The 21,466-nt window shown below is 73.2% G+C and carries 22 protein-coding genes; 5 read left to right on the top strand and 17 right to left on the bottom strand.

Annotated features, from left to right (window positions below; all coding sequences use genetic code 11):
* Positions 1–80: 80 nt before the first annotated feature.
* From OG898_RS31600 to OG898_RS31625, 6 genes are all read right to left on the bottom strand, one after another.
* Positions 81–611, bottom strand: coding sequence for a GNAT family N-acetyltransferase (locus tag OG898_RS31600; protein ID WP_266961583.1), 531 nt, complete (start codon positions 609–611; stop codon positions 81–83).
* A gap of 9 nt (positions 612–620) precedes the next feature.
* The gene (locus tag OG898_RS31605; protein WP_266961584.1) at positions 621–1,607 is read right to left on the bottom strand and encodes a helix-turn-helix domain-containing protein; all 987 of its coding nucleotides are present in this window, start codon (positions 1,605–1,607) and stop codon (positions 621–623) included.
* A 97-nt stretch (positions 1,608–1,704) separates the two neighbouring features.
* Positions 1,705–2,277, bottom strand: coding sequence for a hypothetical protein (locus OG898_RS31610; RefSeq protein ID WP_266961585.1), 573 nt, complete (start codon positions 2,275–2,277; stop codon positions 1,705–1,707).
* 71 nt (positions 2,278–2,348) lie between these two features.
* On the bottom strand, positions 2,349–3,014 hold the full coding sequence (locus tag OG898_RS31615; RefSeq protein WP_266961586.1) for a SigE family RNA polymerase sigma factor: 666 nt from the start codon (positions 3,012–3,014) through the stop codon (positions 2,349–2,351).
* An 8-nt stretch (positions 3,015–3,022) separates the two neighbouring features.
* Positions 3,023–3,490 carry an LPXTG cell wall anchor domain-containing protein gene (locus OG898_RS31620; RefSeq protein ID WP_266961587.1) on the bottom strand — a complete coding sequence of 156 codons (468 nt, stop codon included), beginning with the start codon at positions 3,488–3,490 and terminating at the stop codon, positions 3,023–3,025.
* 146 nt (positions 3,491–3,636) lie between these two features.
* The gene (locus OG898_RS31625; protein ID WP_266961588.1) at positions 3,637–5,172 is read right to left on the bottom strand and encodes a PLP-dependent aminotransferase family protein; all 1,536 of its coding nucleotides are present in this window, start codon (positions 5,170–5,172) and stop codon (positions 3,637–3,639) included.
* Between the two features lie 122 nt (positions 5,173–5,294).
* Between OG898_RS31625 and OG898_RS31630 the strand changes: the two genes are divergently transcribed.
* Both OG898_RS31630 and OG898_RS31635 read left to right on the top strand, forming a co-directional pair.
* The gene (locus OG898_RS31630; RefSeq protein ID WP_266961589.1) at positions 5,295–6,233 is read left to right on the top strand and encodes a DMT family transporter; all 939 of its coding nucleotides are present in this window, start codon (positions 5,295–5,297) and stop codon (positions 6,231–6,233) included.
* Positions 6,234–6,278: 45 nt separating this feature from the next.
* On the top strand, positions 6,279–7,211 hold the full coding sequence (locus tag OG898_RS31635; protein WP_266961590.1) for an AraC family transcriptional regulator: 933 nt from the start codon (positions 6,279–6,281) through the stop codon (positions 7,209–7,211).
* Here OG898_RS31635 and OG898_RS31640 read toward each other — a convergent pair.
* Positions 7,189–10,626: an endo-alpha-N-acetylgalactosaminidase family protein gene (locus tag OG898_RS31640; protein WP_266961591.1), complete on the bottom strand. Its 3,438-nt coding sequence runs from the start codon at positions 10,624–10,626 to the stop codon at positions 7,189–7,191. The two genes, OG898_RS31635 and OG898_RS31640, sit on opposite strands and share 23 nt — an antisense overlap.
* 254 nt (positions 10,627–10,880) lie before the next feature.
* Here OG898_RS31640 and OG898_RS31645 point away from each other — a divergent pair, with 254 nt between their 5' ends.
* Entirely contained in the window at positions 10,881–11,426 is a 546-nt protein-coding gene (locus OG898_RS31645) for an SMI1/KNR4 family protein (protein ID WP_266961593.1), read from the top strand.
* 79 nt (positions 11,427–11,505) lie between these two features.
* Positions 11,506–11,742: a hypothetical protein gene (locus OG898_RS31650; protein ID WP_266961595.1), complete on the top strand. Its 237-nt coding sequence runs from the start codon at positions 11,506–11,508 to the stop codon at positions 11,740–11,742.
* 81 nt (positions 11,743–11,823) lie between these two features.
* Here OG898_RS31650 and OG898_RS31655 read toward each other — a convergent pair whose 3' ends face one another.
* Together OG898_RS31655 and OG898_RS31660 are read right to left on the bottom strand one after the other, a co-directional pair.
* The gene (locus OG898_RS31655) at positions 11,824–13,149 is read right to left on the bottom strand and encodes an MFS transporter (protein ID WP_266961597.1); all 1,326 of its coding nucleotides are present in this window, start codon (positions 13,147–13,149) and stop codon (positions 11,824–11,826) included.
* Positions 13,150–13,399: 250 nt separating this feature from the next.
* Positions 13,400–13,774, bottom strand: a complete 375-nt coding sequence (locus OG898_RS31660) for a YbjQ family protein (RefSeq protein ID WP_250738208.1) — start codon at positions 13,772–13,774, stop codon at positions 13,400–13,402.
* Positions 13,775–14,047: 273 nt separating this feature from the next.
* Here OG898_RS31660 and OG898_RS31665 point away from each other — a divergent pair, with 273 nt between their 5' ends.
* A complete protein-coding gene (locus OG898_RS31665) occupies positions 14,048–14,545 on the top strand; it encodes a hypothetical protein (RefSeq protein ID WP_266961600.1) in 498 nt (165 codons plus the stop codon).
* A gap of 31 nt (positions 14,546–14,576) precedes the next feature.
* Here the strand turns inward: OG898_RS31665 and OG898_RS31670 are convergent, their stop codons facing one another.
* From OG898_RS31670 to glsA, 8 genes are all read right to left on the bottom strand, one after another.
* A complete protein-coding gene (locus OG898_RS31670) occupies positions 14,577–14,948 on the bottom strand; it encodes an NTP pyrophosphohydrolase (protein ID WP_250738212.1) in 372 nt (123 codons plus the stop codon).
* Between the two features lie 54 nt (positions 14,949–15,002).
* Complete coding sequence (locus OG898_RS31675; protein ID WP_250738214.1) at positions 15,003–15,971, bottom strand: AAA family ATPase; 969 nt, start codon at positions 15,969–15,971, stop codon at positions 15,003–15,005.
* 4 nt (positions 15,972–15,975) lie between these two features.
* Positions 15,976–17,190: an RNA ligase gene (locus OG898_RS31680; protein WP_266961603.1), complete on the bottom strand. Its 1,215-nt coding sequence runs from the start codon at positions 17,188–17,190 to the stop codon at positions 15,976–15,978.
* A 72-nt stretch (positions 17,191–17,262) separates the two neighbouring features.
* Positions 17,263–17,967: an epimerase gene (locus tag OG898_RS31685; RefSeq protein WP_266961605.1), complete on the bottom strand. Its 705-nt coding sequence runs from the start codon at positions 17,965–17,967 to the stop codon at positions 17,263–17,265.
* Positions 17,968–18,033: 66 nt separating this feature from the next.
* Entirely contained in the window at positions 18,034–18,468 is a 435-nt protein-coding gene (locus tag OG898_RS31690; RefSeq protein ID WP_250738219.1) for a VOC family protein, read from the bottom strand.
* 16 nt (positions 18,469–18,484) lie between these two features.
* The gene (locus OG898_RS31695; RefSeq protein WP_266961607.1) at positions 18,485–19,189 is read right to left on the bottom strand and encodes a methyltransferase domain-containing protein; all 705 of its coding nucleotides are present in this window, start codon (positions 19,187–19,189) and stop codon (positions 18,485–18,487) included.
* Positions 19,190–19,277: 88 nt separating this feature from the next.
* On the bottom strand, positions 19,278–20,603 hold the full coding sequence (locus tag OG898_RS31700; RefSeq protein WP_266962668.1) for an amino acid permease: 1,326 nt from the start codon (positions 20,601–20,603) through the stop codon (positions 19,278–19,280).
* Entirely contained in the window at positions 20,495–21,442 is a 948-nt protein-coding gene (gene glsA, locus OG898_RS31705; RefSeq protein WP_266962670.1) for a glutaminase A, read from the bottom strand. The genes OG898_RS31700 and glsA overlap by 109 nt, the downstream gene beginning before the upstream one ends.
* Positions 21,443–21,466: the final 24 nt, after the last annotated feature.

Genomic DNA, 21,466 nt, shown 5'->3' on the forward strand with positions numbered 1-21,466 from the left:
GAGCAGAGCGTCGAGAGCGGCAGCACCGAAGTCGGCTTCCCCTCCCCGCACTTGGCCGGGCCTGACCCGAAGGACACGCCCTAGACCCGCTGTGCCAGTACCTGGCCCGGCCAGCTGCCGGAGAGGAACGGGTCGGTGCGGGTGAAGCCGTTGCGCTCGTAGTACGCGACCAGTTCGCCCGTACCGCCCGCCCAGCAGTCGACCCTCAGCAGCTCCACGCCGGCCCGCCTGGTCTCCTCCACGGCCCGGGCCAGCAGGGCGGCGCCGACGCCCAGGCCGGCGTACCGCCGGTCGGAGACCAGCAGCCGGACGTACCGCTCGGGTTCCCCGGCGGGCGGGATCATCGGCATCTTCGGGCTCGGCCCGGTGTCCAGTACCAGGGCTCCGACGGGGACCCCGTCCAGCTCCGCGAGGTACGGGGAGTTCTCGGTCGCGTACCCCTGGACCCGCTCCACCCCGCCGGGGGTCTGCGAGTAGGGGATCGTGCCCCACTGCTCGGTGTTCCCGCGGGCGTTCATCCAGGCCACGGCCGCGTCGAGCATGTCCAGAACGGCCGGTACGTCCTCCGGGCCGCCCGGCCGGATCCGTATGCCGTGTGCGATGTCGTTCATGGAACGAGCCTAGACGCTGCCCTGGTGCGGACCCCCGGCGCTCAGCGCACGGTACTCCGTGGGCGTGAGCCCGTACGCCTCGCGGAACGCCCGGCTGAAGACCACGGGTCCGCCGAAGCCCCATCGGGCGGCGATGGACTGCACGCGGTGGGCGGCGAGTTCGGGACGGCCCAGCTCGGTGCGGCACTGTTCCAGGCGGCGTCGGCGGATCCGGGCCTGGACGGTCTCCCCCTGTCCCCGGAAGAGCTGGTGGAGACCGCGCACCGAGATGTTGTGGCGGGCCGCGATCGCGGGCGGTCCGAGCTCCGGGTCGCCGAGGTTGTGCTCGATGAAGGCGTGGATCCGCCGCAGGAGGACCTCCGCCCGGGCTTCGGAGGGGATCCGGTCCTCGGCGTCCAGGTGCTGGGCCAGGCAGGCCGTGGCGAGGTCGACGGCGACCGTGCCCAGCCGGGCCAGTTCCCCGGGCTCGCATTCGGCGGCGTGGTCCTCCAGGGCGGCCATGAAGGAGGCCAGGATCGCCGCGATTCCGCGGTCGCCCGGTATGCGCCGGGCCAGCAGCCGTTCCAGCCGTTCGGGACGCAGCGGCAGGACGTCCCGGGGGAGCATCAGGATCGTCGCCCGCACCCGGCCGCCGTCCGCGTGCATCGTGTTGTCGGAGGGGAGCGAGGTGTCCCACAGCATGAGGTCCCCGGCCCCGACCGTGCACGCGTTGCGGTGCTGGGACATCGACGTGACGCCCGTGCGCAGCAGGGCCAGTTGGTACTGCTCCGGATCCCCGCGCCGGATCAGCGCGGGCGTGCGCCGCGAACGCAGGGGCGACAGCGTGAACTTGGAGGCGCGCAGGGGCCCCAGGTCCACCACGGCGGCCTCGCCCTGGAAGTCGGCCGGCCGTTCGCTGCTGAGGGCGGCCGGCATCACCTCGCGCGAGATGATGTCGGCGTACCAGTCGAACCGCTCCCCCGCCGGGACCCCGCCCGACGACACCACTGACCACATCTCGCGCTCCCCGTTCGCATGCTTCGGCAGGATCCAAGGATGCGGCCAACGGATCACCACCGGCGCATGGTTCGGGCCCGCGGGCCGCCCCGCACCCTCAGCGGCGGCCCGGCGAAGCGGTGGGCGGCGGGGACGACGGCGAGGCCGAGGGCTGCGCTGCGGCGGTCGCCGAGGACGGCGGACGCGAGGGCGTGGAACTCGGCTGTGGCGCACCCGTACCGGACTGCGGAGCCCGCGACGGGCTCACGGTGGGCACGTACGAGGTCGTGGGCCCGGCCGAAGGCGAAAGCGGCGACGGCGACGGCGACGCGGACGGGACGACGGACGGGGACGGACCGTCCTGAACCGGCCCCGGATCAGAGCCGGTCGGCGAGGCCGACGGCGGCGCGGCGGGCGGCACGGGCACCGGGCCCGGGCGGACCGGGGCGTCCGGCGCCAGTACGGCGTACCCGACCACCACCGCTGCGGCGGCCGCCAGCCCCGCCAGGGGCAGCGTGAAACCGCGCGGCCAGGCCCACGGCAGGCGCAGCCCGCCCGGCACCGGCGGCTGCGCAGGGCGCAGGTCGCGCACGGTGATCCCGGCCGCGCGGGCGTCGAGGGCCTGGCGCAGCCGGTACTCCACCGGCCGCCCGGCCGGCGCCCCGGAAGGCACGTGTGCTTCGGAGGGCACGTGTGCCCCGGACGGCCCGTACCCGTCCGACGGCTCCCGGCCCGGCCCCGTGGGCGGCTCCTGTCCACGCGTCATATCCGACCCTCCAGAATCCGTTCCAGCGCGTCCAGCCCACGGCTCGCGTTCGATTTGACCGCCCCCCGGCTGATCCCCAGCGTCTCGGCGATCTCCGCCTCGCTGAGGTCGGCCCAGTAGCGCAGCACCAGGACCTGCCGCCGCCTCGGCGTCAGCCGCCCCAGCGCGGCGAGGACCTCGCGGTGTGCCTCGTCGAGGACCACGGACGCCTCGGCGGAGGGCACGTCGGCGGGTGCCTGCGGGGTCCAGGCGCGGGCGATCCGGCGGCGGCGCAGCACGGAGCGGGCCGTGTTGACGACGGCCGTGCGCAGGTAGCCCAGCGCGTTGTCCACCTCCGTGATCCGCTCGCCGTGGCGCCGGTACAACGCCGTGAAGGCGTCCTGCACCACGTCCTCGGCGGTACCGAGGTCGTCCACCAGCAGCACCGCCAGCCGGACCATCCGCAGCCGGTGGGCGTGGTAGAGCTCGGTCACGGTGGGCGGCGGGCCGCCCGCCTCGGTGGGGTGGCCGTACGTGTACGCGTGCCGGTACGGCTCCGACGGCGCGGGCGGGGCCGCCGCGGCGGAGGAGCGCTCACGGCGCAGCAGGAACGACCACAAGCCCCGCCGCGGCCGGTCGAAACCGGACGCGACGGGGCCCGCGGGGAATGCGAGGTGGAGCACGGGGGTCCTCAGCCGTTGGCGCGACGCCGCACGGTGTACAGGGTCGCGGCCCCGGCGGTGATCAGCACGGCGGCCCCGGCGCCGTATGCGGCCGTGGTGGCGGAGGAGCCAGTATGCGCGAGTTCGGGCTCTCCGGGCGAGGACGGGGCGGCGCTCGGAGCCCCGCTGGGTACGGCGGTCGGGGTCCCGTTCGGCGCGCCGCTCGGAGACACGCTCGGGACGGAGCTGGGCGAGGCGCTCGGCTTGGTGCCCGGAGGCACGCTCACCGAGGGCTGCGGCTTCGGAGCAGAGGGGACCACGCTCGGCGCGGTGCTCGGCGCGGTGGTCGCCGGGGCGGGGGCGGGTGCGGTCGGCGAGGCGGACGCTCCCTGTGCGGCGGAGGCCGGCCCGGCGAGCGCGAGGGCCACGCCTGCGGCGGCTACGGCGAGGCCCGCCGCCCTGCGGACGGACAGCGGGGCGCGCTTCAGGTTCTTCACGGTGGTTCTCCACGGTCGGCTGCGGGGCGCGGGATCACGCCCTTCACCCCCGCACGACGCGCGAGTCCCCGGGAGGTTGCCGCCGTTCCCGAAAAACTTTTCGCGGGCCCGGAAGACGGCCCGGCCGCGGCACGGCGCGGGCCCGGCTACCCCCGTAGCGCTCGCAGGGCCGTGCCGAGGGTGGCCACGCCCTCCTCGATCTCGCCCACCGAGCCCGCGGCGTAGCCGAGGACCAGGCCCGCGGGGCCCGGGGTGACCCGGTGCCAGGACAGGGGGTGGGCCTTGACCCCGAGGTCCAGGGCCGCGGCGGCGAGGGCGGTGTCGTCGAAGCCCTCGGCGTCCGCCCCCTCGAAGGTGACCATCAAGTGCAGCCCGGCCGCCGCCCCGTGCACCCGCGCTCCGGGCAGTTCGGCGGCGATCGCGCGGAGCATCGCGTCCCGGCGGGCCCGGTGGCGCCTGCGTACGAAGCGCAGGTGGCGCTCCAGCTCCCCCGAGGCCATCAGCCGGGCCAGCACCAGCTGGGCGAGGACGGGATTGCCGAGGTCGGCGTAGCGCTTGGCCTCGATCACGGCGTCCAGCCTGCGCGGCGGAACCAGCAGCCAGCCCAGCCGCAGGGCGGGGGCGAGGAGTTTGGAGACGCTTCCGGTGTAGCAGACGGCCTCCGGGAGCAGGGCCCGCAGGGCGGGGACGGGGGCGCGGTCGTAGCGGTGTTCGGCGTCGTAGTCGTCCTCGATGACGACTCCCCCGGCCGCGGCCCAGCGGAGCAGCTCGCGGCGGCGTTCTCCGTCGAGGACGACCCCGGTCGGGAACTGGTGCGCCGGTGTCAGCACCACCGCCTGGGCCGGGCCGGCCGCCAGGGCGGCGGTGTCGATGCCGCCCGCGTCCACGGGTACGGGCAGGAGGCGCATGCCCCCGTGTTCCAGTTGCCGGCGCGTCCCGAGCGAGCCGGGGTCCTCGACCGCCACGTTGCGTACGCCTTCCGCGCGCAGCACCTGTGCCAGCAGTCCGAGCGCCTGCGCCACGCCCGCCACCACGACCACCTCCTCGGGGTCCGCGCGGATCCCGCGGTTCTGGGCGAGCCAGCCGACGATCGCCTCGCGCAGCGCGGGGGTGCCCTGCGGGTTCCCGTAGCCGAAGTCGGCGGGCGTCAGCTCGGCGAGGACCCGGCGTTCCGCCTGGAGCCAGGCCGTGCGCGGGAACGCGGCCAGGTCCGGCGCCCCGGGCGAGAGGTCGATCCGGCCCGGGGCCGCGCGCAGCGCGTCGACGAGGGCGCCCCATTCCCTCGTGCCGAACGGGTCGGCCGGATCCGGGAGCGCGGGGCGCGCGGGCCCTGACGGGGGCTGCACTCCGGTCGCCGGCGCGGCCACCACGACCGTCCCCGCACGGCCGCGGCCGGCCACCTGGCCGGTCTCCGCCAGCCGCTGGTACGCCTCGGTGACCAGCCCCCGGGAGACCCGCAGCTCGGCGGCGAGGACGCGGCTGGCCGGGAGGCGGCTGCCCACGGCGAGCGTGCCGTCGGCGATGGCCGCACGGAGGCGGTCGGCGAGCCAGTCGGTGCGCCCGCCGGCCGGGGCCCGGCCGATGTCCAGCTGGAGGAAGTCCGACCCCCCTGCTTCGGACCCCGCCGCTTCAGAACCTGCTGTTACGGACCCCTCGAAGGCGCTCTCTTTGGACCTGTCCATGGGGCCATTGTGGCGCCAGGCTCGACGGTATGAACACCTCAGCCCCTTCACACGCTTCGCACCCTTCACCACCTGCACAGCCTTCGCCGCCTTCGCCGCCTTCGCCGCCTTCGCCCCGGCAGGTGCGCGACCTCGCCCCCGGCATCGTCGGCATGGCACTCGTCGGCAGCAGCGTCACCGTCTCCCGCTCCCTCGTGGACGCCCCGCTCTTCGGCGTGCAGGCCGTCCGCTACACGATGGCCGCGCTGCTCCTCTTCGGCCTGGCCCGCCTCGCCCGGGTGCGGATCACCGCGCCGCGCGGCCGGGAGTGGCTGTGGCTGGCCGGGGTCGCCGCGACCGGGCTGGTGCTGTTCAACGTGGCCGTCGTACGGGGCGTCGCGCACGCCGAGCCGGCCGTGATCGCCGTCGCCGTGGCCTGCGTACCCGTCCTGTTCGGGGTGGTCGGCCCGCTGATGGAGGGCCGCAGGCCCAGCCGCCGGGTGCTGCTGGCCGCGCCGGTGGTCGTCGCCGGGGCGGTGCTGGTGGAGGGAACGGGCCGGACGGACGCGGCCGGGGTCGGTTGGGCCGCGCTCGCGCTGGGCTGCGAGGCCGGGTTCACCCTGCTCGCGGTGCCGGTGCTGCGGCGCCACGGGGCGTGGGGGGTGTCGCTGCACGCGGTGTGGATGGGCGCGGTGATGCTGGCGGTGCTCACGGTGTGCGTCGAGGGGCCCGCGGAGCTCGTGTCCGTGAGCCCGCGCCAGTGGGCCGCCGCGGGCTACCTCGCGGTGATGGTGACGGCGGTGGCCTTCCTCCTCTGGTACCGCACGGTGGCCGCGGTGGGCTCCGGCCGGGCCGGGCTGCTGACCGGGGTGGCCCCGCTCGCGGCGGCGGGCGCGGGAGCCGTCACGGGCGGCGGGGTCCCGGGTCCGGCGGTGTGGCTGGGCCTGACCGTGGTGGTCGCCGGCCTGGCGGTGGGGCTCCGGCCGGAGCGGGCACCGGGCGGGCCGGCGGTCGCGCTGCCCGCGCCGGTCGCCCCGGGCGCGCGAAAGCCTCGTAACGCCCATGAACCCGCGGCCCCTTGAGCACTCCCCTTGAGCACGCCCCGCCTTGTGGATCACAATCCGCAGATGGCAACGCCTCCGTACAGCAGTTGGATGCGGTACTTCTCGCCGACCGCCAACCACCGCCGGCTCGGTCTGGTGTGCCTCGGTGTGGGGGTGCAGCAGGGCGAGCTGCCGGTGGTCGGCCCGCGCGTGCTCGACCACCACGTCGCGGTGGTGGTGTGCGCCGGCCGGGGCTGGTTCAGCCACGGCGGGCGGGCCCCGCAGCCGGTGACGGCCCCGGCGCTGCTGTGGCTCGTGCCCGGGGTGGAGCACCACTACGGCCCCGATCCACAGACCGGGTGGGACGAGTGCTTCGTGGATTTCGCCGGCCACAGCGTGGAGGCGTACACCGACCTCGGCTACGTCACCCCCGACCGGCCGCTGGTCCCGCTCAGCGGCACGGCCGGGGTGCGGCACGTGGTCGACGGGATCGTCCGGGCGGCCCGCCTCGGCGGCCCCCTGCTGGAGGTGGAGGCCGCCGCGGCCGTGCACGGGCTGCTCGTCGCGCTGCGCTACGCCCGGGCCGGGGTGTCGCGGCACGGGGACACCGTGATGGACACCCTGGCCCGGGACGCGCTGCTGCCGATCTCGGTGGCCGAGCACGCCGCCCGGCTCGGGATGAGCCTCCCCGAACTGCGCGGGGCGGTGCGGGGCAGTACCGGGGAGGGGGTCAAGGAGTACCTCCTCGGTATCCGCCTGAGCCGGGCGAAGGAGCTGCTGGCCCGGACCGACCTGCCGGTCGCCGGGGTCGCCCGGCGGGTCGGTTACGAGGACGCCGCCTACTTCAGCAGGCTGTTCAGCCGCCGGGTGGGCGTGGCGCCCGTCCGGTTCCGCCAGCAGCAGTCGGTGCAGCAGCAGTCGGCGCGATGGCTCCTCTCTCCCCCGACCTCTCCCCCGGACTCGCCCCCGGAGCCGTCGCCGTGGGAAGGACCCGTCACGGCAGGTAGCCGATGTTGAGTTCCGCGACGGCCGTCCACGGATTCCCCGAAACCTCCCTCGTGGCCTTGAGCTTGACGTAGCGCGCGGTGCGCGCCGTGAAGGCGACGTCCTGCTGGGCGGTGGTGTTGGCGAAGGTGCCGGAGGCGGCCGCCGTCCCCCAGGTGACGCCGTCGGTGGAGGTGAGGACCTGGTAGTCGGCGATGCGTCCGTTGCTCTGCGTCTGCCGGGGCAGGTAGTGCAGGGCGGAGACGTTGTACGAGGCGCCGAGGTCGAGGGTGATCTCGTGCGGCATCGGCGCGGTGGCCTGGTACCACTGGGTGTGCCAGATGGTGGCGCTGTCGCCGTCGAGCACGTTGGCCGCGGCGCCGTTCTCGCCGGCGGTCTCCTGGCTGTCGACCGCCCTGACGCTCATCTGTGCCTGCGGGACGAGGAGTTCGCCGCCGCTCCCGGAGCCCAGGTCGTCGACGGCGAGGTCGTCGAGGATGAAGTCGGCCTCGTTGTGGGAGCCTTCGCCGGTGACCTTCCGTACGCCGATCCAGGCGTCGGTACCCGCGGTGAAGGTCTTCGTGAAGGTGGTGGCCGTCCGGGCCTGGTCCAGCGCGGTGGCCGTCTCGGTGCTGCCGGAGCCGGTGATGAACTGATAGTCGCCGCTGAAGCCGTTCTCGTAGCTGAAACTGACCTTGTACGAGCGGCCGGGCGTCAGCCGCAGGGTCTGCGGGAGGGTGCGGTAGACCAGGCCCTGGCGTTCCTCGTGCGATTTCAGCGAGTTCTGCCCGCTGATCACGTCGTCGACCAGCTTTCCGTTCCAGCCCGCCTGGGTGTACGGGGCGTTGCGCTGGGCGATGTGGGTGCGCGGGTCGGTGGCGGAGCCGCCGGCGCCGCCGAAGGCGAAGGGGCCCCAGCCCGCGTCGACGTTCTCGAAGTCCTCGGTGAACCAGTGGCCGTTCAGCGGGGTGCGGGCGGAGCGGACGACCCGTACGTCGTCCAGGTAGACGGTGCCGGAGCCGGATGCCGCGGACAGCTTGAGGGTGGCCGCCGACTGCCCCGCGGGGACGTCGAAGAGCACCTTCATGCGCTGCATCTTGGTGCCGTTCTTCTCGCTGCCGCCGAGGTTGTTGGTCAGCGTCGAGGAGTCGGCGTGGACGGAGGCGGCCGTGCCTCCGGCGGGGGTCACGGTGAGGGTGGCGGCGCGTCCGGCCGGGGTGGAGACCCAGACGGAGGCGGCGTAGGTGCCGGGGGCGAGTCCGGTGAGCTGCTGGGAGACGGCGGGGGCGGTGCTCGCGGCCATCGTGAGCTCGTTCTGCCCCTGGGCGTTGCGGGTGACGGCGGCGCCGGAGCCGGTGACGGTCCAGGCGTTCAGGTTGCCGGAGAAGAAGGAGGGGTCCTTGACGGGGGCACCCTGGCCCCAGTTCGGGTCGGCCTGGGCGGGGGCGGCGCCGTTGGTGACGACGTAGGCGGTCCTGGCGGCGGCGTTGAGGGTGACCTGCCCGCCGGTGACGGCCAGGTCTCCGACCAACTGGCGTCCGGTGTCGGTCAGTTTGTAGAGCTTGGGCGAGGACCAGCCGGCCGGCAGGGTCCAGGTGGTGGAGGCCGCCTTGTCGTTCCAGTGGTAGAGCTTGCCGTCGCGCGGGAGCAGGTAGGCGGAGCCGTCGAGGACGGTCCGGCCGGCCGTGGTGATCTTGCGGGTGTTCCCGGAGGTGGTGACGGTGGTGCCGTTGGCGAGGGTGACCGTGTTGGCGGTCCACTTCACGATCGGGGATTCCTGGAGGTACTTGGTCGGCAGGTTGGTCGCGAAGGTGGTGTTGAGGAAGGAGGTGAAGTCCCGCTTGCCCTGCCAGCCCTCGTAGGCGGTGATCTCCGCGCCGCCGAGCAGCGGGTTGGCGGCGATCCAGTCGTCCTTGGTGTGGTTGGCGATGAACCGGGCGATGTTCGAGTTGATGCCCTTGAGGTCGGTGCCGCCGTAGTTGACGTCGGTGGCCCAGTGGTGCCAGAGGGACTGACCCGTCATGGAGGCGGGGAACTCGGTGGCGAGCTGGTAGCCGAGGCCGCCGATCTCGCGTTCGAGCTTGCGCGAGAGGTAGCCGTCGCCGTACCAGACGTCCACGTAGAGGAAGTCCAGGCCGGGGGCGGCCGCCTTGAGGTCCTGGAGCCGCTTCAGGCGCCCGCCGGACTGTCCGTCCTTGCGGGTGTCCACGTAGTACGACTGGTCGAGCCAGTCCCAGCCGAGGCCGCCGGTCTGGTGCGCCGGGTCGAAGGTGGCCGAGACCGGGTACTCCTCGGTGGCGTTGATGTGGACGCCGAAGTCGGCGTTGTAGGTGTGGCCGACGGTGGTGAGGGTGTTCAGGTCGGTGGCGCCGCCGAGCTTGGAGCCGATGTTCTTGTAGTCCATGTGGGCCGAGTCGTGGCCCTCGGAGGCGTACCCCTTGAGCAGGACGAACTGGCCGAGGCCGTCGGTGGCGAGGTTGACCCGCTTGGTCTCGTCGAGGGTCTCGGCGAAGGGGTGGGTGGCCGCGGAGGCGAAGTTGAAGGGGATGCGCTGCACGACCCGGTCGGCGGTCTGCTGCCAGCCGGTGGGAGCGGTCCAGATGTCGCGGTAGGCGACCGCCGCGTCCTGCCAGTCGACGGTGGAGTCGGCGTTGCGGTCGGCCGTGATCGCGACCCGGACGTAGGGCAGCGGCTCGGTGTCGGTGTCGGCCGCGCCCGAGGCCCGGTAGAGCCAGGATCCGCTCCACAGGCCGGCCCGGCGGTAGGTGCCCTTGTCGGTGACCTGCTTGCTGATCCGGCCGTTCTCGTTGGCGGTGCCGCCCGAGGGGGCGTCGTAGTACGAGTTGGAGTCGATGGCCGCGGCCAGTTTGCCGGTGTTGGCCAGCCCGTACATCACGGTCGCCGCGGAGGCGTCCACCGGGGTGTTCACGGTGATCGGGGTGAAGGTGTCCCCGGTGCCGGTGGTGGCGGTGTGCATCTTCGCGGTGGAGAGCGCCGCGCCCGTCTGGTTGCTGCGGACGCTGACGAGGTTGTGGTTGGGGATGGAGAAGCTGCGGACGCGCAGGGCGGCCGTGTCCTCGACCGCCGTGACCTTGAACTCCACCACCGAACCGGTCACCGAGAGCCGCGACCTGATGGTCACTCCGGAGAAGGCCAGCGCGTAGTCCACGCCGGAGGCGGAGGGGGTGGCGGTGACGGTGGGGGTGTAGGTGGTTCCGTTGACGACGATCGCGCCGATGGTGTCCTCGTTGCCGTTCAGCACGTCCCCGGTGGCGGTGCGGGTGTAGCTGATGACGCGGGGGAAGGCGCTGTCCACGCTGACGGACAGCTCGGGCGAGGTGATCGTCACGGGGCCGGCCGCCACGGCGGGGGCGGCGGGCACGGCCACGACCAAGGTGGCCACGAGACCGGCCACCGCGGCTGCGGCCGGCCAGAGGGGGGTTCGCATCGGACCTCCGGGAGTCGGCGCTTCCTGGGCGGAAGACCGCACACCGTGGAGGCCGGCGGTCCGCTCACTGACCTGACAGCCTGCGGACCACACCCCGGCAGGCCCATGGACAAAGCCGCACCCCGTCCTGGACTTATGTGCCGGGTGGGTCGGGTGGGTGGACAAGGACTCAAGATCACGTCGGCCTCGCCCTGATGACCGAAAGCTGACTCACCGCGTGCGGCGCGGTCAGTCCCTCCTGCGAGCATGTCGCCATGACGACCGGATCACCTGCTCAGCGGCCCGACGAGGCCGCCCTGGAGTTCCTGCGCTCGGCGTTCGAGCCGGAGTGGCGCGAGCCGGCTCTCGGATACGAAGCGGTCGCGGAGTGGGAAGCCGAGCACGGGGCCGTGCTCCCAGAGCCGTACCGGAGTTTCGTAGCGGAGATCGCCAACGGGTCCTCGCTCGGGCCACCGGAGGACGGTGGCCTCCTCCCCCTTGGCCGGCTCACGCCGGGCTGGCCCTACCGGACCGCCCGGAATCCCGCCGCGCCGTTCCCGCTCCAGGAGACCTGGGCATGGGAAGGCGAACCTCTCACCGCAGATCACGACGAGCGCGTCGCCGATGTCTACGGCAACGGCTCCGTCGTACTGGGCACCGACGATGAACTCTCCTACTGGGTGCTCGTGGTCAACGGGCCCCAACGGGGCAAGATCTGGCTGGTCAGCGACGTCGGCGCCTACCCCTATCCGGGGCCGGAATCCTCCGGCTTCCTCGAGTGGATCCAGCGCTGGCGAACCGGCGACGGCTGGTGGGACTGACCGCCATCACCGAGAGCGCGTCGGGACCGAACGACGCGTGAGGGAGCCACCGGCTGCCCGAGCACGCGAGAATCACCCCGTGAGTACACCAACGCAATCCCAGCGAGTCGTCGGACGCGGCGTCAGCACCCTCATCCCGCAGAGCGCCACGGATCAGGCCATGGCCGCGCTCACCGGACTGGCGACCGTGCCCGTGCACATCGGTCTCCTCCAGGCGGCCGCCCTCCTGCTGGAGGACGCCGCGCGAACCGCTGCCGACGAATCGACGAAGGCCGCCATGACCAAGACCGCGGGGATGCTGCGGTCCGCCATGTAGCCGCGGGGACCCTCCGGGACGGCTCCGCGGACGGGGTGACACGGACTTTGCGCTCTCCCCCGGTCTCCTCCGGTGTGCTCGTCAGGCCGGCTCGGGTTCCTCCGCCTCTCGGGGGGTCGGGTACGGGGCTGCGGGGGCGGTCTGTCGGGTCCATAGGAGGGCGCCCGCCAGGAGCAGTGCGGCTCCCGTCAGCCAGGGCAGCGGGCCGCGGGGCAGGATGCCGACGAGCAGGCCCGTGAGTGCTCCGGTCAGTTGGAGGGCGAGGGACTGGACGGACAGGGCTGTGGCTCGTCCCGTGCTCGGCACCCGGCGGTGCAGGAGGTCGTTCTGGCTCGGACCCGCCGCGCCGAGGCCGAGGTACACCAGGCCGTAGCCGAGGATCGCGAGGGCAAGCGCGGCCGGGCCCGCCGCCACGGCGGTGACGCCGAGCAGGAGCAGTCCGCCCGCACCGGCGCCCAGGCCCAGCAGGACCGCGCGCTCGCCGCTGCCCGCGAGCCGCGCGGTCAGGGGTGCGAGGTGGTTCCCGAGTCCGGAGCAGAGGAATCCGGCGCAGGCGAGCACGGCGAAGAGCATCGCGCCCGATTCCGGCGCCCCGGTGAACGACGCGGCGCGGCCCGGTGTCAGCAGTTCGAGCGCGGCGAGCGCGCCGCCCGCGGCGGCCGCGCTCAGGAGCACCCGGCGGATCAGCGGATCGCGGCCGCCCAGCCGTACTCCCTCGGCGATGGTGGCTGGGATGCCGTGGAGGACGGAGCGCAGGGTGCTCGGCGGGCGGGGCGGTTCGGGGAGCGCGGTGAGGACGTAGAGCACGAAGGCCGTCTCCACGACGGCGCCCAGCAGCGGTGGTGTGGAGAGCGGGAGCACCAGCCCGGAGGTCGCCCGGCTCAGCCAGGCGGCGGCTCCGTCGCTCCGGGCGAGCAGCCAGGGGAGCGCGCCCCCGAGCAGCGTGCCCGCCGCGAGCGCGGCGGAGACCGCGGAGCCGCCGCGGGCCAGTCCGGTGCGCAGTTCGGCGTCGGGGCCGGAGTGGGCCTGGACCGTGTCGACGTACCAGGCCTCGGCGGGTCCGCTGGACAGTGCGCGCCCCGCGCCCATGAGGGCCATCCCGAGGGCGAGGACCCAGGGTGCGGTGCCCAGGCCCTGGAGGGTGAAGGCCGTCAGGTTGAGCAGGCCCGCCGCGGCCAGCACGGCGCGGCGGCCCAGCACGTCGGAGAGTCCGCCGGTGGGCAGTTCCAGTGCGGCGGCGGTGACGGAGTGGGCGACGAAGAACGCGGCGACGGCGGTCAGGGACATGCCGCGCTCGGTGAAGAGCAGGATCAGCGGGCTGACGGCCAGGCCCACGGGGAACCAGTAGAGGACGCAGGCGGTCACGTAGCGGCGTCCCGCGGTGCGCGGGTCCAGGGGCCCGGTCACGTCGCGGCTCCGGCGGCCCGGGAGACGGAGATGGCCGGCTCGGGTTCGCGTGTGCGTTTGAATTCTTCGCAGATCATCACGGGAGGTTAGAGCCCCGTCGCGGTGATCGCCAAGGGTGGGTCGGCGGAACGCCCTTCGGCGCCCACGTGCTCGCCCGGGTGCTGGTCCGGGGGCGTGCCCAGGTGCTGGTCCGGGGGCGTGCCCAGGTGCTGGTCCGGGGGCGTGCCCAGGTGCTCGCCCGGGTGCTCGTCTAGGTGCTCGCCGGCACCAGGACCACGGCCGTTCCGTACGCGCACACCTCGGTGCCGACGTCGGCCGCGTCGGTCACGTCGAAGCGCATCATCAGCACGGCGTTCGCGCCGCGCGCCTTCGCCTGCTCGATGAGCCGTTCCATGGCCTGGTTGCGGGTCTCCACCAGGGTCTTCGTGAGGCCCTTCAGTTCGCCGCCGATCATCGATTTCAGACCGGCGCCGATCTGGCTGCCCAGGTGGCGGGAGCGGACGGTCAGGCCGAAGACCTCTCCGATGACCTGCTCGACCCGGTAGCCGGGGACGTCGTTCGTCGTCACGACCATCACACCGGTCTGCTGTGCGCCGGCGCCGCCGCCGTAATCGTCGATACCCATGGCATCCACTCTGGCGGCGCCGCGCGGTACCCGCATCCGGAGGAGGAGGCAGAGGAGGAGGAAGACGGGGAGGAAGAGGAGGGGGCCGGGGCTTCGGAACCGCCGGGTTGCGGCCCCGGGCGGACCCGCGTATTGGGCATATCGGGCGAAGTCACGGTGCGTCAGCGGGACCTCCCGGCCCTCCGTCGCCATAGTCGTCCCTGGCAACCGCCTGGTTGCCGCCCCGCGCCGCGTGCCGCGGCCGGGCGGACGTCTTCTCGGAGGAGCCGGCTCATGCTGAAGCCCACCAGGACCATCCTCGCCCTCACCGCCGGAAGCATGGTGCTCGGCCTGGTCGGGGCGGGCACGGCCGTCGCGGCCGACCACTCGGTACCGCGCGGACCGGTCCTGACGACTCCCGTGGACGAGGAGGACGACTACGGCCGGGACGACGAGGACGGCTACCGCAAGCACGCCCGCGGCGTCGTCATCTCGCGCGGCCCCCTGACCGTCCGCAGCAGGCCGACCACCCACTCCCACAAGGTGGGCCGGGTGCACCCGCACGAGAAGCTCTCCATCGAGTGCAAGACGCGCGGCGAGCGGGTCGACGGTAACAACCTCTGGTACCTGCTGGAGGAGCGGGACGACCACGACTCCATGGACGAGGACCGCAAGAACGCGACGACGCCGATGACCCCGAAGTCGGCCAAGGCCGCCAAGGACCGCGACGACCGCTGGGTCTCCGCCCGCTACGTCAAGAACCTGGGCGAGGTCCGCTACTGCCGCTCCTAGGCACCGCCCCGCGGCCGGCCCGGGGCCGCATCTACGGGCGTACGGTGCGCGGTCCCACGCACCGCGCACCGTACGCCCGTACCCGTGTCCGCAGTTCCCGGTCCGCCGTGACCACGACGCACCCGCCGCGCTCCGCGCAGGCGGCCGCGAGCTCCACGATCCGGTCGTCGCCGCTGCCCGGCGCCTCGTCCACCCGTACGCCGGGCACCGAGGCGACACCCCGGGCGGCGCCTTCGACGACGAGGACGATCTCCTCGCCCTCGTCGCGCAGCGCCAGCCGGTCGCGCAGCCGCTCGGCGGCGCCGCGCCGGTCCCGCCACCAGCCGTCCGGCACGGACCCGACGACGTTGGCACCGTCCACGATCAGTACGTTCGGCTCGTCCAGTGCGTTCGGCTCGTCCATCCCTTCAGTATGGCGAGCCGGGCGGAAGCCGCCGTACCGGCCTCGCCACCCGTACTAGAAGTCGCCGTAGTTGACCTGCCAGGTCGCCAGACCCATCCGGCGCCAGATCGCCACCACGCGGTCGCGGTCGTCCAGGGAGACCCGGACCGCGTACCGGTCGCGCACGTGCGCGTTGAACAGCTCCGCCTTGACGATGTCGTCGCGGCGCGTGTCGCCCGCCGCCCGCATCCACAGTTCGTCGTACGGGACTTCGTGCTCCCGCAGCCAGGCCTCGGTGGGCTCCCGGTGCTCCTCCCCGCGCCCGGACAGCAGGACGATGGTGTCGCCGTCGGCGCGCCGGAAGGAGTCCAGCGCGTCGCGCACCGGGGTGTTCAGCGTGTCGAGGCCGCAGCGCGAGAAGTCGTACGGGTTGCGGTCGCCGGTCATCGCGAGCGTGCCGTCGATATCGCACATGACCGCCGCGGGCAGCGCCGGGTCGGGGACGTACGGGGACACGTCCGGCTGGTCGTTGAGCCAGTCCGCGGTGAGCCGCCAGCCGCCCTTCCGGGCCTTCGCGTGCTTGTCCGCGAGTATCCGGATGATCTCCTCACCGACCTGGCGTTCGCGCGCGGCGTCGCGCCGCAGGCACTCCTCCACGGGCACGTCGGTGAAGTCGTGCACGACGAAGGTGGCCCGTCCCGCCACGGCCGCCTTGAGCCGCTTGGGGATGTGCGAGGTCAGGTGGGTGTTGTCGACGACCACGTCGAAGCCGCCCTCGACGGCCGCGCCGACGGCCGCGTCCTGGATGTCCAGCACGGTCTGCTCGTGCTTGTACGAGCGCCCGCGCTCGGGGTCCGGCACGTCGAGCATGGCCCGCAGGTCGTCGAGGTTGACGCGCCGCATCCGGCCGCGTGACTCCGCCTGGAGGGCGCGCGCGGCGGTGGTCTTCCCGGAGGCCGGCAGACCCGTCATGACGTGGACCACCGGAAGCGCGGGGGGCGCGACCGGGGATGCGGGGGTCTCGGTTTCGGGTGCTTCGGACACGGTTTCAGTTCTCCTCGTCGTTCGTGAAGGGGTCGGACGCCTCGGGCCGCACCTGCCGCCAGGTGACGAGCTCGGTCGTCCTGCCGTCGAGGCGCTGGAACAGCGCGCCGCGGATCCCGCTGTCGCGGATCGCCGCCTTGGCGGCGCGCGCGAACGCGCCCCGGTCGCCCGCCAGGTGGGCCAGCGAGGCGTACGCCTCGTCGATGGCGCGCTCGCGGAGCGCGGCCTCGGCCTCCAGGCGTTCGATCACCGAGCGCACCCAGTGGTCGAACTCGTCGGGCACCTGCTCCAGCAGGGCGTCGAGCGGCTTGCCGCCCGAGGCCTCGATCTCGGCGACGGTGCAGTTCAGGCCCTGGGCGAGCTGCTTGACGGGCAGGCCGGCGAACCGCTGGATGCCGTGTCCGCGCCAGATGTCCCGCTCGGTCGCGCCGGTGAGCACCTTGTGGAGGCGTACGTACTCGGCGATCTTGGCCTTGGCCCGGATGCCGGAGGCGAAGCGCAGGACGAAGCCCTCCGCGTCGGTGCCGGTCGCGGCGGCGCCGCCCGGCAGGGTGCTGGACCCGGTCAGCGCGAGCAGCTCGTCCAGCGGCATGGCGGGCCATACGGTGACCACGGAGCCGATGCCCTGCCAGTGACCGGCGGCTTCGGCGAGCGGCACCTCGGCGCCGTCCGCTCCGTACGCGGCGAGCAGGACCAGGTCGCGGCGGTCCCCGTAGTCGACGACGATGCGGTTCTGCGGGTACACGATCTCCGCGAGGTAGGTGGTGCCGGGGACCAGGGCGGAGGTGTCGCGTCCGTCGAGGCGGCGCTGCGTCCAGACGGCCTGTGTGCTGGTGAAGGAACCCCTGGTGGCGGCCCGCCACTTCCCCGCGTAGTGGAAGAGCACTCCGAGACTGCCGTCGACCTTGTCGTACACCTCGAACGGCTCGTCGTCCGGCAGGGCGGGCGCGTACGGCCGGCCCGACTCGTGCTCGCCGACGTTGAAGAACTTGGGCAGCGGCAGCGCGACGACCTCGCCGGTGACGTCGTCGGCGACGAGTCCGCGGCAGCGCGTGGTGACCTGGTTCCAGACCTGGTCGTACTGGGCGGTCCGGGTGTAGCTGTAGAGGGACAGCGGCAGCTCGGGGTGTGCCTTGCGGGCCACGTATCCGGCGTCGATGGCCTCGGTCAGCGCCTGCGCGGGCATCAGGTCGTGCAGAGTCAGGCGGTCCTGGCTCATGGGGTTCCTCCCGGTTCGAGATGCCTCATTCTCGGGTCCGCAGGGCCCTGGCCGAAACCGAATTTCCGCCCGTTACCGCAGGTCCGCCGCCCCGTGCGGGTGTGGGCCGCCCAGCCGGTTGATGTCGCGCGGCCGCAGGATCCGCTGGGTGCGGGCGTCACCGGGTCCGGCCGCGGCGACGGTGATCATGGCGCGGCCGAGTGCGCCGGTGGTGGTCACGAGGTGCGGCGCGAAGCGGCGCAGGACCGGGAAGAGCGGTGCGGTGACGGCGTAAGCGGCGCGGTAGAGCGGGGTCTTGGAGGGAATGCCGCGGTCCGGCTGCACGATCCCCGGCCGGAACATGTACGCCTCGAAGGGCAGCTTCAGCAGGTCGTTCTCGGTCTTCCCCTTGACCCGGGCCCACATGGAGCGGCCGTTCTCGGTGCTGTCGGTGCCCTCGCCGGAGACGTAGGCGAAGGTCAGCCGCGGGTTGGCGGCGGCGAGGGGGCGGGCGGCGGCGAGCGTCAGGTCGTAGGTGATCCGCCGGTACTCCTCCTCCTTCATGCGGAAGGAGGAGACACCGAGGCAGAAGAAGCACGCGTCGTACGAGGCCAGGTCCGGGCCGGGCACCGACAGGTCGGTCGCATCCGCCCGGACGAGCTCGCGCAGCTTGGGGTGGGTGACGGCGAGGGGGCTGCGGCCGACGGCGAGCACGCTGTCGACGGACTCGTCGCGCAGGCACTCGCGCAGCACGCCGCGCCCGATCATGCCGCTCGCGCCGAAGAGGATGACGTTCACGGGGCCAGCCTAGGCCGTCTCTTTCGGATCTCGCCGGTCAGGCTCGCGCCGTCCGGTGCCGGGCCGTCAGTGCGAGACGCACAGCTCGTTGCCCTCGGGGTCCGTGAGGGTGGTCCAGGTGAAGGGGCCCTGGTTGCCTTCGTGCAGGTGCTTGGCCCCCCTGGCGAGGAGCCGCTCGACCAGGGCCCGCGGGTCCTCGTCTCCGGTGCGGACGTCGAGGTGGAGGCGGTTCTTGACGGTCTTGGGCTCCTCGATGAACTGGAAGAGGATGCGGGGCGCCCGTTCGAGACCCTCGGGGTGGCGGATCCCCTGGCCCGCCTTCCAGGCGAGGACGCCACGGTGGGTGGTGGTGTCCTCCTCGGTCGCCCGCCCGTCGGCGATCATCTTGCGGATGAACTCCTCGTCACTGGGCTCGACTTCCCATCCGAGGGCCTCGGCCCACCAGTCGGCGAGGGCGTGCGGGGTGGCGGAGTCGACGGTCAGCTGAAACGTGTAGGCCATGCCTGAACCCTACTGATCACCTCTGACAATCTGCCACCGGAAGGGGTTCGTAGTGGGAGCCGACGGCGGGCTGACCCGTGTAGTTGGGGCCGGCGGCCGGATCCGCGCCGAGGTACCGGAACGGCAGCCGCACCGCACGCCCCGGTCCGTCGAGCGCGACCCGGTGGTGGCGGGCGCTGTAGCGGAACCCGGCCGCCCGCAGCGCCGCCACGGCGGCCCGCCCGGCCGGTGCTCCGTCGGCGAACCGGAGCGCGTCGGGGTCGAGGTGCGCGATCAGCAGGCCGCCGGGAGCGAGCCAGCCGGCGGCGCGGGCGAGCAGCCCGAGCGGGTCGCCGACGTAGTGCAGGCCGTGCACGCAGGTGATCAGGTCGTACGTGCACGAGCGCGGCGGCGCCCACCGCCCGGCCGGGGCCGTGACCAGCTCCAGGCCTGCCGGTACGGGGAGCCCGGCCGGCGGCCCGACCAGGTCCACACCGGTCAGCACGGCCCCGGCGGGCAACCGCGGCAGGGCCTCGCGCAGGGCGCGCCCCTCCCCGCTGCGCAGGTCGAGCCAGGCGGGCGCGGCGGAGCCGCGGGCGAGGAGGTGGGCGACCGGGTCGAGGCCGAGCTCCCGGGCGTAGCTGTTCACCCCGGTGAGCCCGCGCTCGCGGTTCATCGTGTTGTTCGCGACCACGGAGGTCCGCTCCAGCGCGTCGGCGGACAGCAGGTGAGGAACCGTCATCCGGCCATTGTCCTCGGCGGCCGCCGCGGCGCGCGAGGGCCCGGTGCGCGGCATCGTGCGCACCGGGCCCTCGGTCGGGTCGCGGGGGTCAGGGCGAATCGGCGCTCACCTCCTCTCCCTCCGGCGCGGCTTCCTTCGGCATCCAGGACGGCTTCTTGAACCGTTCCAGGATCAGCGGCGCCGAGCTGAAGATCACGGCGCCCGCGGCGACCAGGCCCACGTACAGTCCCGGACTGCCGATGGGCAGTTGAGCCGGCGGGACGAAGGCCAGGACGAAGGCGAAGGCGACGGCGAGGAAGCCGAGGCCGCCCACCAGCCAGATGCCGGGCTTCCCGCCGGGGATGCGGAAGGCGCGGGGCAGGTCGGGCTGGGTGTAGCGGAGCCGGACGGCCGACGCGTACAGCAGCATGTACACGATGATGTACAGGCTGACGGCCATGGCCGAGATCAGGAAGAAGACGGTCGAGACGTTGTCCACGACCAGGTAGAGCGAGGACAGCGCGGCCACCACGACGACCTGTACGAGCAGGATGTTCTTCTGGACTCCGGCCCTGTTGGTCTTCTGCATGAACGGCGGCAGCAGCCCGTCGCGGGCGGTGGCCAGCACGCCGCGACTGGGGCCGGTGATCCAGGCGAGCACCCCGCCGAGGGCCCCGTAGCAGATCAGTACGGCGAGCACCTGCACCGGCCAGCCGACGCGCATCAGGCCGGTGGTGGCGTGCGTGAGGGCGTCGAAGACACCGGTGTTGATGTCGATGTCCTCGTACGGGAGGATGCCCGCCACCGCGAGCGCGCCGAGGGTGAAGATCACGAAGGACAGCCCGGCGGCGACCATGATGACGACCGGGTAGCCGCGCTTGGCGTCCTTCAGCTCGGTCGCGTGCACGGCCTGGGACTCGACGCCGGCGAAGTTCAGCAGGATCCCGGCCAGGAACGACAGGCTGGACAGGCCGGTCAGGTAGGGCAGCCAGCGCGGGCCGGAGTGCCCGTGCGAGACGACGGCGACGGCGTGGTCCGTGGCGGTGGACCAGCCTGCGGCGTGGCCGGTGACCAGCCAGGCCAGACAGAGCGCGATGAGGACGACGCCGGGGACGACGGTGCCCAGGAGGAAGCCGTACTTGGTGACCTTGCTCGCGAAGTGCGTGCTCACCAGGGCGGCCCCGGTGCACAGGCAGAAGGCGACGACGATGAAGAGCCCGACGTAGACGTTGTTCGCGGCGAGGTCGGGGCGGCCGATGGCGAAGGCCGCGGCGGTCGCGGCGAAGGTGAGGCCGGTGGGGTACCAGACGATGTTCTGGACCCAGGTCAGGAAGATGGCGACGAATCCGGTGGGCTTCCCGAAGGCCTCGCCGACCCAGACGTAGAGTCCCCCGGCGCGGTGGCCGAAGGCGCCGCCGAGCTCGGCGGCGACCAGTCCGGCGGGAACGAGACGGAGTTGCCCTTGACGTCGAGGCCGGGTCCCCAGGCGACGGCGGCGCACCGGTCGGGGACGACGGCGAGGATGCCGCCACCGACTCCGCTCTTGCAGGGCAGGCCGACGCGGTAGGCGAACTCGCCCGCTTCGTCGTAGGTGCCGCAGGTGAGCACGAGCGCGTTGATCCGCCGCGCTTCGGCCCGGCGGATCAGCCGGGTCCCGTCGGCGCGCTCGCCGTGCCGGGCGAACAGCAGTCCGGCGCGGGCGAGTTCGGATGCGGTGATCATGAGGGAGCACTGCCGGACGTAGTGTTCCAGCACCTCGGGAACGGGGCCGAGCATGTTGTCGAAGTCGGCCATCAGGTAGGCGAGGGCGCGGTTCCGGTCTCCGGTACGGGCCTCCGACCCCTCGGTGACCCCGTCCAGGTGGAGGTAGGGGTTCCCGGTCTCGGCGCGCAGCAACCCGCGTACGGCCTCGAAGGCGTCACCCGTGTACGCGAGCAGCTGGTCGGTGACGACGATGGCGCCGGGGTTGATGAACGGGTTGCGGGGGACGCCGAGTTCCAGTTCGAGCTGGATCAGGGAGTTGAAGGGCTCCCCCGACGGTTCGCGGTGGACCCGGTTCCAGATCATCTTGTCGTCGTGGCCGAGGACGAGCGCCAGGGAGAAGAGCTTGGAGATGCTCTCCAGCGCGAAGGGCACGTCCGCGTCCCCGCCGGAGTGGAAGTCCCCGTCCACCGTGGCGACGGCGAAGCCGAACTGGTGGGGGTCGACCCGCCCCAGGTCCGGGATGTAGTCGGCCACCTTGCCCGCACCGATGTGCGGGGCGACCGCGCTCATGACCCGGCGGGTGATCTCCGCGTA

The sequence above is a fragment of the Streptomyces sp. NBC_00193 genome, assembly GCF_026342735.1.
Lineage (GTDB): Bacteria > Actinomycetota > Actinomycetes > Streptomycetales > Streptomycetaceae > Streptomyces > Streptomyces stoeckheimensis.

Coding starts and splice junctions, on each gene's coding strand:
- OG898_RS31600 (WP_266961583.1), bottom strand. CDS start 611: ATGAACGACATCGCACACGGCATACGGATCCGGCCGGGCGGCCCGGAG.
- OG898_RS31605 (WP_266961584.1), bottom strand. CDS start 1,607: ATGTGGTCAGTGGTGTCGTCGGGCGGGGTCCCGGCGGGGGAGCGGTTC.
- OG898_RS31625 (WP_266961588.1), bottom strand. CDS start 5,172: ATGGACAGGTCCAAAGAGAGCGCCTTCGAGGGGTCCGTAACAGCAGGT.
- OG898_RS31635 (WP_266961590.1), top strand. CDS start 6,279: ATGGCAACGCCTCCGTACAGCAGTTGGATGCGGTACTTCTCGCCGACC.
- OG898_RS31640 (WP_266961591.1), bottom strand. CDS start 10,626: ATGCGAACCCCCCTCTGGCCGGCCGCAGCCGCGGTGGCCGGTCTCGTG.
- OG898_RS31645 (WP_266961593.1), top strand. CDS start 10,881: ATGACGACCGGATCACCTGCTCAGCGGCCCGACGAGGCCGCCCTGGAG.
- OG898_RS31660 (WP_250738208.1), bottom strand. CDS start 13,774: ATGGGTATCGACGATTACGGCGGCGGCGCCGGCGCACAGCAGACCGGT.
- OG898_RS31665 (WP_266961600.1), top strand. CDS start 14,048: ATGCTGAAGCCCACCAGGACCATCCTCGCCCTCACCGCCGGAAGCATG.
- OG898_RS31670 (WP_250738212.1), bottom strand. CDS start 14,948: ATGGACGAGCCGAACGCACTGGACGAGCCGAACGTACTGATCGTGGAC.
- OG898_RS31680 (WP_266961603.1), bottom strand. CDS start 17,190: ATGAGCCAGGACCGCCTGACTCTGCACGACCTGATGCCCGCGCAGGCG.
- OG898_RS31690 (WP_250738219.1), bottom strand. CDS start 18,468: ATGGCCTACACGTTTCAGCTGACCGTCGACTCCGCCACCCCGCACGCC.
- OG898_RS31695 (WP_266961607.1), bottom strand. CDS start 19,189: ATGACGGTTCCTCACCTGCTGTCCGCCGACGCGCTGGAGCGGACCTCC.
- glsA (WP_266962670.1), bottom strand. CDS start 21,442: ATGAGCGCGGTCGCCCCGCACATCGGTGCGGGCAAGGTGGCCGACTAC.